The organism is Escherichia sp. Lx600-2 (assembly GCF_036662595.1).
Classification (GTDB): Bacteria; Pseudomonadota; Gammaproteobacteria; order Enterobacterales; family Enterobacteriaceae; genus Escherichia; species Escherichia coli.
This window is the reverse complement of sequence record NZ_JAYQWM010000049.1, coordinates 24,738-30,737: the sequence shown is the minus strand read 5'-3', so window position 1 is coordinate 30,737 and position 6,000 is coordinate 24,738. Positions and strand designations below refer to the sequence as shown.

Annotated in this window: 4 protein-coding genes; 2 read left to right on the top strand and 2 right to left on the bottom strand. The window is 55.6% G+C overall.

Annotation, left to right across the window (positions count from 1 at the left end; translation table 11 throughout):
- The first annotated feature begins 387 nt into the window (after window positions 1–387).
- Complete coding sequence (gene purH, locus OQV04_RS16590; RefSeq protein ID WP_032281686.1) at window positions 388–1,977, top strand: bifunctional phosphoribosylaminoimidazolecarboxamide formyltransferase/IMP cyclohydrolase; 1,590 nt, start codon at window positions 388–390, stop codon at window positions 1,975–1,977.
- Window positions 1,978–1,988: 11 nt separating this feature from the next.
- On the top strand, window positions 1,989–3,278 hold the full coding sequence (gene purD, locus OQV04_RS16585) for a phosphoribosylamine--glycine ligase (protein ID WP_000866806.1): 1,290 nt from the start codon (window positions 1,989–1,991) through the stop codon (window positions 3,276–3,278).
- Here the strand turns inward: purD and zraR are convergent.
- Both zraR and zraS read right to left on the bottom strand, forming a co-directional pair.
- Window positions 3,275–4,600, bottom strand: coding sequence for a sigma-54-dependent response regulator transcription factor ZraR (zraR, locus tag OQV04_RS16580; RefSeq protein ID WP_000148506.1), 1,326 nt, complete (start codon window positions 4,598–4,600; stop codon window positions 3,275–3,277). The genes purD and zraR overlap by 4 nt on opposite strands.
- Window positions 4,597–5,973 (bottom strand): two-component system sensor histidine kinase ZraS, encoded by a 1,377-nt coding sequence (gene zraS / locus OQV04_RS16575; protein WP_032281688.1) that lies wholly within the window; start codon window positions 5,971–5,973, stop codon window positions 4,597–4,599. Before zraS ends, zraR begins: the two co-directional genes overlap by 4 nt.
- Between the last annotated feature and the right edge of the window lie 27 nt (window positions 5,974–6,000).

Here is a 6,000-nt window from a genome sequence, read left to right as displayed (position 1 = left end):
TTTCTCTTCAACCGAACCGGCTGTTTGTGTGAAGTGATTCACATCCGCCGTGTCGATGGAGGCGCATTATAGGGAGTTCTCCGCAGGCCGCAATAGAAAAATTGCAGAAAAATGACTGACTGCTGCATTCCCCAGCAAAACCCCGCTTTATACCTTTTTACGCACAGAGTTATCCACAATCATCAATGTAATTTCTGTATTTTTCCCACGGTAACCACTGTCAAAATTGTGATCACCATTGAAAGAGAAAAATTCGCGAGCGTTGCGCAAACGTTTTCGTTACAATGCGGGCGAAAAATAAAGATGCCCCGTTAGGGGCGTTAGCTGAGTTTTTCGCGAAAAATTCAGCTAACGCTCTCTGTAATAGTCAAATCCAGGGGATTTACCATGCAACAACGTCGTCCAGTCCGCCGCGCTCTGCTCAGTGTTTCTGACAAAGCCGGTATCGTCGAATTCGCCCAGGCACTTTCCGCACGCGGTGTGGAGCTGCTGTCTACAGGGGGCACTGCCCGTCTGTTAGCAGAAAAAGGTCTGCCGGTAACCGAAGTTTCCGATTACACCGGTTTCCCGGAGATGATGGATGGACGCGTGAAGACCCTGCATCCGAAAGTACATGGTGGCATTCTGGGCCGTCGCGGCCAGGACGATGCCATTATGGAAGAACATCAGATCCAGCCTATCGATATGGTGGTTGTTAACCTGTATCCGTTCGCCCAGACCGTGGCCCGTGAAGGTTGCTCGCTGGAAGATGCGGTTGAGAACATCGATATCGGCGGCCCAACGATGGTGCGCTCCGCCGCCAAGAACCATAAAGATGTCGCAATCGTGGTGAAGAGCAGCGACTACGACGCCATTATTAAAGAGATGGATGACAACGAAGGATCGCTGACGCTTGCAACCCGTTTCGACCTCGCCATCAAAGCCTTCGAACACACTGCCGCCTACGACAGCATGATTGCCAACTACTTCGGCAGCATGGTTCCGGCTTACCACGGTGAAAGCAAAGAAGCCGCCGGTCGCTTCCCACGCACGCTGAACCTGAACTTCATTAAGAAGCAGGATATGCGTTACGGCGAGAACAGCCACCAGCAGGCTGCCTTCTATATAGAAGAGAATGTGAAAGAAGCCTCCGTTGCTACCGCAACCCAGGTTCAGGGTAAAGCCCTCTCTTATAACAACATCGCCGATACCGATGCGGCGCTGGAGTGCGTGAAAGAGTTCGCCGAGCCGGCATGTGTGATTGTGAAGCACGCCAACCCTTGCGGCGTGGCTATCGGCAATTCCATTCTTGATGCTTACGATCGCGCGTACAAAACCGACCCGACCTCCGCATTCGGCGGCATCATTGCCTTTAACCGCGAGCTGGATGCGGAAACCGCACAGGCCATCATTTCTCGTCAGTTTGTCGAAGTGATTATTGCGCCTTCCGCCAGCGAAGAAGCCCTGACAATCACCGCCGCCAAGCAGAACGTACGCGTTCTGACCTGCGGTCAGTGGGGCGAGCGTGTTCCGGGTCTTGATTTCAAACGCGTGAACGGCGGTCTGCTGGTTCAGGATCGTGACCTGGGGATGGTCGGTGCGGAAGAACTGCGCGTCGTCACCCAACGTCAGCCGACCGAACAGGAACTGCGTGATGCGCTGTTCTGCTGGAAAGTGGCGAAGTTCGTGAAATCCAATGCTATCGTCTATGCCAAAAACAATATGACCATCGGTATTGGCGCGGGCCAGATGAGCCGCGTGTACTCCGCGAAAATCGCCGGTATTAAAGCTGCCGATGAAGGCCTGGAAGTGAAAGGTTCCTCGATGGCTTCTGACGCGTTCTTCCCGTTCCGCGACGGTATTGATGCCGCCGCCGCTGCGGGCGTGACCTGCGTAATCCAGCCAGGCGGTTCCATCCGTGATGACGAAGTGATTGCCGCCGCCGACGAGCACGGTATTGCGATGCTCTTCACCGACATGCGCCACTTCCGCCATTAATGGAGCAATAGATGAAAGTATTAGTGATTGGTAACGGCGGGCGCGAGCACGCGCTGGCCTGGAAAGCGGCCCAGTCGCCGCTGGTTGAGACTGTTTTTGTTGCTCCGGGTAATGCAGGCACTGCGCTGGAACCCGCGCTGCAAAACGTTGCTATCGGCGTGACCGATATCCCGGCGCTGTTGGATTTCGCACAAAACGAAAAGATTGATCTGACCATCGTCGGCCCGGAAGCGCCGCTGGTGAAAGGCGTGGTCGATACCTTCCGCGCCGCCGGGCTGAAAATCTTCGGCCCAACCGCAGGTGCGGCCCAACTGGAAGGCTCAAAAGCGTTTACCAAAGATTTCCTGGCCCGCCATAAGATCCCTACGGCGGAATACCAGAACTTCACCGAGGTAGAACCTGCGCTGGCGTATCTGCGTGAGAAAGGCGCGCCAATCGTCATTAAAGCGGACGGTCTGGCTGCCGGGAAAGGCGTTATCGTGGCGATGACGCTGGAAGAAGCGGAAGCGGCTGTTCACGATATGCTGGCGGGCAACGCTTTTGGCGACGCGGGTCATCGCATCGTTATCGAAGAGTTCCTCGATGGCGAAGAAGCGAGCTTTATCGTGATGGTGGACGGCGAGCATGTGCTGCCGATGGCTACCAGCCAGGATCACAAACGCGTAGGCGATAAAGATACCGGACCAAACACGGGCGGGATGGGCGCTTACTCCCCCGCGCCGGTAGTAACCGATGAAGTTCATCAGCGCACCATGGAACGTATTATCTGGCCAACCGTGAAAGGCATGGCGGCGGAAGGCAACACCTACACCGGTTTTCTCTACGCGGGCCTGATGATCGACAAACAGGGCAATCCGAAGGTTATTGAATTTAACTGCCGCTTTGGCGATCCGGAAACCCAGCCGATTATGCTGCGCATGAAGTCCGATCTGGTTGAGCTCTGCCTGGCGGCCTGTGAAGGCAAACTGGACGAGAAAACGTCAGAGTGGGATGAACGTGCTTCTCTCGGCGTGGTGATGGCTGCGGGTGGATATCCGGGCGATTACCGCACCGGCGATGTGATCCACGGCCTGCCGCTGGAAGAAGTGGCTGACGGCAAAGTGTTCCACGCGGGCACGAAACTGGCGGATGACGAGCAGGTGGTAACCAGCGGCGGGCGCGTACTGTGCGTCACCGCGCTGGGTCATACCGTGGCAGAAGCGCAGAAACGCGCCTACGCCTTAATGACCGATATCCACTGGGATGATTGCTTCTGCCGGAAAGATATCGGTTGGCGCGCCATCGAACGCGAGCAGAACTAACGCGACAGTTTTGCCAATAGCGTTTTGCGCGTGATCCCTAACTGACGGGCGGCTTCGGTTTTGTTGCCGCCCGTTTTCTCCAGTGCCGCCAGAATCACTTCTTTTTCGACTTCCACCAGCGGCTGAATATCCTGACTTTGCCCCAGCGGGATCGGCGTACCGGCAATCGCCAGCGGCAGCTCGCGTTCGGAAATATATTCCCCGGTCAGCAGCACTACCGCCCGTTCCACCGCGTTTTCCAGTTCACGAATATTTCCCGGCCAGTCGTAGTGGATCAGCAAATCCATCGCCTGTGGCGTAAAGCCTTTTACCGCCTTGCGATTACGCTCGGCAAAGCGCTGAAGAAAATGGCCAGCCAGCAGAGGGATATCTTCCCGCCGTTGCCGCAGCGATGGTACTTCAATCGCCACCACATTCAGGCGATAGTAGAGATCCTGGCGAAAACGCCCGGCATTCACCTCTGCGGCAAGATCGCGATGGGTCGCCGCAATCAGCCGGACATCAACCGAGATAGTCTGGTTGCTACCGACACGCTGAACTTCGCGCTCCTGAATCGCACGCAGCAGACGCACCTGCATCATCGGCGAGATATCGCCAATTTCATCGAGAAACAGCGTGCCGCCGTCCGCCTCAACAAAGCGCCCTTCCCGGCGTTTATCGGCTCCAGTAAACGCCCCTTTTTCGTGACCGAACAATTCAGATTCCAGCAAGGATTCGTTAAGTGCCGCACAGTTGAGCGTTACCAGCGGTTTTTCGCTACGTGCGCTACTGGCGTGAATCGCCCTGGCGACCAGCTCTTTACCGGTGCCGGAATCGCCGTGGATCAGCACCGTGGCTTCCGATGGCGCGACGAGGGCGATTTCACTGAGCAGGTGTTGCATCGCCGGGCTTTTACCGACCATACCGAACTGGCTGGCAGTCACCGCAGGTGTTTCAGCATCAATACTGTGCGTATGCGCGAGCGCCTTTTCCAGCGTCGCCTGTAGGTTATCGAAATCCAGCGGCTTGATGAGATAATCCAGCGCCCCAGTTTTCAGTGCCTCTACCGCCGTCTCGACGCTGGAGTACGCAGTCATAATCAGCACCGGAATTGCCGGGTTTAACGCTTTGATCTCTTTCAGCGTGGCGATGCCGTCCATCTCCGCCATTCGCACATCGCAAAGCACAAGATCAAAAACCTGTTCCCGCACCTGCTCCAGCGCCTGTCGCCCGCTGTTCGCCAGCGCGACGTTATAGCCCCAGCCGCGCAGTAAAGCCTGCAAAATAGTGCAGTGGCTAATGTCATCATCCACCACCAGAATATCGATATTATCGTGCGTCATCCTTGTGGGTCCTTACGCGTAATATTGACCGGAAGCCAGAGGGTGAACGTTGAGCCTTTTCCCTCCTGGCTTGCGACCTGAATTGTACCACCGTGTTGTTCAACAATATTATGCACGACCGCCAGCCCCAATCCGGTGCCTTCGGCTTTGGTGGTGAAGTACGGAGTGAAGATGGCTTCAAGCTGATCTGCCGCAATTCCCTTACCGCTGTCGGTAACGCTGATTTTCACGCCCGCGCCGCTTTCGCTGGCCGTCACGCTAATCACGCCATGCTGACCAATCGCCAGAATAGCATTGAGATAGAGATTCAACAGGACCTGAGTCAGCCTGTCCGGATCGGCCTGAATTTCCGGTAATGTGTCGTTGGCGGTAAAGCATAACTGGATCTCCCGGCTGTTTGCATCCTGGCTTACCAGCTGTAATGAGTGGTTAATCAGCGTGTTGAGATCCACCGCCTGCAAAGCCAGATGCGTTGGCTTAACCAGTTCCAGCAACTCGCTTACCACGCGGTTTAAACGGTCGGCCTCTTTCGCCATCACCTGCGCCAGTTGATGCGCTTCTCCCCCTGCAGGCGCGCGCTCGGCAAAGTATTTCGCCAGTCCTTTAATCGAGGAAAGTGGGTTACGGATTTCGTGGGCAACGCCTGCCGCAAGATGCCCCAGCGCCACCAGCTTCTCTTTGCGCTTCATTTCATCTTGTAGAAGCTGGCGCGAGCGCAGATAGCGGCGATACCAGAAGAATGACAATACGCTTGCCAGCAAGACCGTCGCCAGGGCGAAGAGGATAATCAGGGTGTTTCTCTGCTCACGATCTTCGGCACTCACAATATTACTGGCGTCGAAAGCGATGAAAATTGCTTGTGGTGTCGCGGCATACTGCTGCATATGGCGCATCCGGTGCATTCCAGCAGCAAACATCGGTTGAAACTGGCGATAAATTTCCAGAACAGGCTCACCGTCTGCGCTATCGATCCGCCGCCACGCTTCTTCATCTTCCGGATGTAACTGCTGCATTTCCTGCGGGGAATAAAGCTGTTTTCCCACCATGCCGGAGTTGCTATGCATCACGATTGTTCCTTGTTCATCCGTGACCGCAAACCAACGTACTCCAGGCTGCCCGGCCATTTCTTCCAGTAAGGCCTGCTGCTGCGCATGATGCATGCGCATCCCCATGCCGACGCGCGAGCCGGATTCAAGAGCGCGAATAAGTACACTGCCTTTTTCCAGCAGCGTTTGTCTGGCGGCGGCAGTCTCGCGCCCATAATCGCGAATCACCGTCACCGCAAACAACCCTACCAGCCCAACAATGACCACGGGGAGGATCGCGCTTAACCATTTAGCTAAGGAGTCTTTAGAACGTTGCATAAAACGCATCTTCTTCTTTGCCTGCTCATCCCTTTC

Bases quoted from the DNA above. Each gene is read 5' to 3' on its own strand.
- purH (WP_032281686.1), top strand. From the start codon at position 388: ATGCAACAACGTCGTCCAGTCCGCCGCGCTCTGCTCAGTGTTTCTGAC.
- purD (WP_000866806.1), top strand. From the start codon at position 1,989: ATGAAAGTATTAGTGATTGGTAACGGCGGGCGCGAGCACGCGCTGGCC.
- zraR (WP_000148506.1), bottom strand. From the start codon at position 4,600: ATGACGCACGATAATATCGATATTCTGGTGGTGGATGATGACATTAGC.
- zraS (WP_032281688.1), bottom strand. From the start codon at position 5,973: ATGCGTTTTATGCAACGTTCTAAAGACTCCTTAGCTAAATGGTTAAGC.